This is a genomic window from Streptomyces colwelliae (genome assembly GCF_048158785.1).
Classification (GTDB): Bacteria; Actinomycetota; Actinomycetes; order Streptomycetales; family Streptomycetaceae; genus Streptomyces.
The window spans coordinates 1-3,999 of the sequence record NZ_JBLTJC010000611.1 but is presented as its reverse complement, the minus strand read 5'-3'; the positions used below and the strand labels follow the sequence as shown (position 1 = coordinate 3,999).

The following is a 3,999-nucleotide window of genomic DNA, read 5'->3' as shown; positions in this document are numbered from 1 at the left end:
GATCAGCAGAGGTCCCGCGTGTCAGCGGCCGGCGCGCGAACTCACCTGCCAGGGCGATGAGTTGAAGCCCATCGTCCTCGGCGGAACGCCACCGCCGCACGACGGTCTGGCCCTGAACTCCGTTACGAGTATGGCGCGTTCGGGGTCAGGGCCCCGACGAGTTGCCCGAGCTGCCGTACGAGCCGCCCGCCTGGCGCCGCAGCCGCCTCGCTTCCTCCTGCACACGGCGTACGACATCCCCCGCACCGGTGGTGTCGTCCAGTCCGCCGGCGAGGAGTTGCGCGGCGAGCGTGTCGAAGTAGTGGGCGGTGGTGAGGACCCGGTCCTCCAGGTCGTAGGCCGAAGCGGCGCCCGGCGACAGGACGTTGACCTCGTCGAGGACCCGGTTGATGTGCTGGGCGATCTCGTCCTGGGCGCCCTGCGCCAGGCTCACCGCCCTGCTGGTCTGGGCGAGGATCGAGTGGCAGGAGCGCCGGAGTTCCTGCACCAGCCGGTGGTCACGGGTGGGCGCCGACCCGAAACTCGTGTCGAAGGAACCCGGGAAGCCGCCCTGGATCACCCGGCCGGCCGCCGCGCCGATCTCGAAGTGCCGCAGGACGACCGCGCTGTTGGCCCCGAGCGCCGCCCGGAAGCACGGGTGGACGTGGAACTCCGTCTCGTGGAACTGCGCGGGCAGGTCGTCACCCCCGGCGAACACCACGTCGTTGCCGCGCCGCACCCCGAGAAAGCCCACCGCGTAGAGGACGTCGACGACACCGGAGACCGTCAACGCGTCGGCGTACGCGGGGAAAAGGCGGTGGAGCGACTCGGCCGCCGCGTCGAAACGGGAACCGAGAACGGCCCGGGTCACGACGTACCCGGTGTTCTGGAAGAGCGGGAAGAGGTGCTTCAGAAAAGGGTGCGCGACCAGGTACTCCAGCGCCAGGTCCTTCAACTTCCAGTCGGAGAACTGCCGTCCGGCCTGTACGACGTCCGCCTCCGTGATCCGGTCCCGGCCGTGGATCAACGAGGCGGTCTCCTGGCAGAGGTTGAGGAACTGGATCGCGTCCCGGGGGCGTGGCAGGCAGCGCCGGAAGAGGTAGGTGGCGGTCTCCTCGCCCTCGACCTCCGCCGGGAACAGGTCGCCCCACAGCGTCTCGGCCGTCAGCTCCGCCCCGGCCGACGCCCGCGCCCGCGCCAACGCCAGGTCCCGCAGGGCCTGTTCGGTCCAGGTGATGCGCAGTTCGTCGCCGCGGAACTTGTCGCCCTCGCCGAAGTGCAGCGAGTCGTAGATGTCGGCGCGCAGGAACAGCAGGACCCGCACCGCGGCGCCGTAGAGACTCACGGCGTGCTTCGCGGCCAACAGCAGCCCGATCACCATGGAGTTGCTGTCCGTCTCGGCCGACCACACCAGTTCCAGCTGGTCGACCATGAGCAGCAGCGGTCCGTGCTCCGCGCCGCAGTCCAGGTCGGCGAAGGCCTGCGCCACGCCCTGCTCGACGACGTCCAACTGGCGGGTGGCCTGCGCCCCTTCGGACAACGGCGACTGCGCGAGATCCAGTCCCGCCTTGAACCCGAACGCCTCCAGCGACAGCGAGGTCTGCAACCCCCGGGCGGCCTGCGCGAGCCGGTCCCCGAACCGTCCGTCCGCCGATTCGCCGTTCTGCTTCAGGAAGCGGGCCAGCGCCTTCACCGAGTCGGGCCGGTACCCGTGCACGTCCTTCGCGTGGGACACCAGGTGCCGGGCCGCGTACACGGCGAAGAGATACCGCCAGATCAGTGCCTTCGCCGAGTCCCCGGGCAGCCCCTGCAACTCGAAGCGCCGGATCTCCTCGCCCGCGGTCTCGTCCGGGGGGATCAACTCGATCCCGGCGTAGTGGCCGGTGCCGTCCGCCTTGAGCTGCATGCAGATGGCGCTCTTGCCGGAGCCCTTGCGCCCGATGATCAGCATCTTGCGCCCGCTGAGCGCGCCCCGGTACGCGGCGTTGGGCAGGAACCCGCCGCGCAGCAACAGGCCGTCCTGCACGTCCCGTTCGGCGTCCTCGCGCCCGAAATGCAGCTGTGCGAGCAGTGGCCCGTCCGCCATCCCCGTCCCCCTCGGTCGTCGACACCCCCACGTTAGCGAGAACGCCGAGTCGACGAGAACGCCGAACCGCGGGCTGTCCCTCCCCCGTGAGGGACAGCCCGCGGTGGTCAAAGCCGGTGTTTCCAGACGCTGTTGACTCAGACGCTGTTGACTCAGATGCCGTTGACTCAGATGCCGTTGGCGAAGTTCTTGAACGCGGCCTTGGTGCCGGAGCCGGCGTCGCCGTCGATCGCGCCGGTGTAGCCCCAGTTCTGCAGGAGCCGCTGGAGCGCCTTGATGGTGTTGACGCCGGGGTCGCCGTCGATGGCGCCGGTGTAACCCCAGTAGGCCTTGAGGTTGCGCTGGAACGCCTTCCAGCTGTTCGGGCCGAGCTGTCCGTCGATGGTGTCGGTGTAACCCCAGTACGTGTGCAGCCAGTTCTGCACCTTCTTGGCCTCGGCGGTGGAGAGGCCGAAGTTCTGCACCGCCTGGATCGAGACGTCGGACGCCTGTACGGAGGCGGCCGGCGCGGCGAAGCTGGGGGCGGCGAACGCGACGCCCCCGACCGCGATACCGGCGGCGGCGGTGAGGCTGACAAGGGTCCTGGCCACGACATTCGGTCGCATGCGTTCCTCTTTCGGGTAGTCGGTCGTCGTGCTGGAACGAGACTGCGGCTCACTCGCGACCCCTCGCCACATTCGGCGCGCAAGTGACGTCCGGACGGGACGCCACCACCCCTGACCTGCGGGGACACCGACAGCGGGGACGGCGGGACGGGACGCCGGGCAGCCCGTGGCGGACGGTGGCCGATTCCCTTCACATCCCGGAACCGGATAGCCGTGCGATGCGGTGTCAGTGATGCAGAATGCGACGCGCCTGGGACCGCTGACCACGGTCCCTGAACGCGAAGTGGGGGGAACACATGTCGCGTTGGAAAGTGCTGCCCGCGGAACTGGATCCGCGGGTACGGCAGTTGGTGGTGCGCCTGCGCCGGCTGAAGGACCACAGCGGCCTGAGCATCCGGCAGTTGGCGGCGAGGACGGGGTACAGCGCGAAGTCCTGGGAGCGCTATCTGGGCGCCCGTTCACTGCCGCCCGCGGAGGCGCTGGAGGCCTTGGCCCGGGTCTGCGGCGAGGAGCCGACCCGCCTGCTGGCGCTACGGGAGGTGGCGGCGGAGGGCTGGCCGCCCACGCCCGAACGGCCCCCGGTGGCAGGCCACTTACCGTCACCGGAGCCGGCCCCCGGGTCCCGCCGCGCCCTGCGCATCGCGCTGGTGGCGGGCTCGGTGACCCTCGTCCTGGCGGTGTCGTCGGCGGTACTGGTGACGGTCCGCCTCATGGACGCCAACAGCGGCGGCCCTACGGCTACGACGACGCGCTCGGCGGCCCCGCTCGCGGCGCCGACGCCGGCGGACGCGTCGCCGTACACCTGCCGGATACAGCGGACCGGCGGCCGCTGGTACGCGGGCAACAGCCGTACCCAGCAGGAGAATCTGGCCGTGGGCAACACCGGGCCCGATGTCGCCGAGGCGCAGTGTCTGCTGCGCAGGGCGGGGATCTCGCCGGGCGGCATCGACGGGATCTTCGGCCCGCTGACGGAGCACGCGGTCAAGGCCTTCCAGAAGCGGTCCGGTCTCGTCGTGGACGGCATGGTCGGCCCGCACACCTGGAAGGCCCTCCGGGGATGAACCAACTGACCGCCGCACTACGGGAGTTGCGAACCGCCACCGGCCTGAGCCTGGCGGGCCTCGCCGCGAAGACGCCGTACAGCAAGTCGTCCTGGGAGCGGTACCTCAACGGCAAGCGGACGGCGCCCATGAACGCCCTGACCGGAACGACGAGTGGCTGTCGTGGCAGACGTACGCGATGGTGGGCGGCACGTTCGTGCTGGCGCTGCTGTTCGTGTTCACCGAGACGCGGGCGAGCGAGCCGATCATCCCCTGTCTCTTATACACA

At 70.2% G+C, this 3,999-nt stretch carries 3 protein-coding genes and 1 pseudogene; 2 read left to right on the top strand and 2 right to left on the bottom strand.

Annotated features, from left to right (window positions below; translation table 11 throughout):
• Positions 1–145: 145 nt before the first annotated feature.
• Positions 146–2,065 (bottom strand): P-loop ATPase, Sll1717 family, encoded by a 1,920-nt coding sequence (locus ACNFOC_RS51925; RefSeq protein WP_416965951.1) that lies wholly within the window; start codon positions 2,063–2,065, stop codon positions 146–148.
• A gap of 167 nt (positions 2,066–2,232) precedes the next feature.
• Entirely contained in the window at positions 2,233–2,670 is a 438-nt protein-coding gene (locus ACNFOC_RS51920) for a peptidoglycan-binding domain-containing protein (RefSeq protein ID WP_416965950.1), read from the bottom strand.
• Positions 2,671–2,966: 296 nt separating this feature from the next.
• On the opposite strand from ACNFOC_RS51920, the gene ACNFOC_RS51915 reads away from it, so the two are divergent.
• Positions 2,967–3,731, top strand: a complete 765-nt coding sequence (locus ACNFOC_RS51915) for a peptidoglycan-binding protein (RefSeq protein ID WP_416965949.1) — start codon at positions 2,967–2,969, stop codon at positions 3,729–3,731.
• Positions 3,728–3,811: pseudogene (locus ACNFOC_RS51910) on the top strand (helix-turn-helix domain-containing protein); the annotation flags it as partial. The gene ACNFOC_RS51915 and the pseudogene ACNFOC_RS51910, both read left to right, overlap by 4 nt.
• Between the last annotated feature and the right edge of the window lie 188 nt (positions 3,812–3,999).

Excerpts from the sequence above, each read along its gene's own strand:
- ACNFOC_RS51915 (WP_416965949.1), top strand. The coding sequence starts at position 2,967 with ATGTCGCGTTGGAAAGTGCTGCCCGCGGAACTGGATCCGCGGGTACGG.
- ACNFOC_RS51920 (WP_416965950.1), bottom strand. The coding sequence starts at position 2,670 with ATGCGACCGAATGTCGTGGCCAGGACCCTTGTCAGCCTCACCGCCGCC.
- ACNFOC_RS51925 (WP_416965951.1), bottom strand. The coding sequence starts at position 2,065 with ATGGCGGACGGGCCACTGCTCGCACAGCTGCATTTCGGGCGCGAGGAC.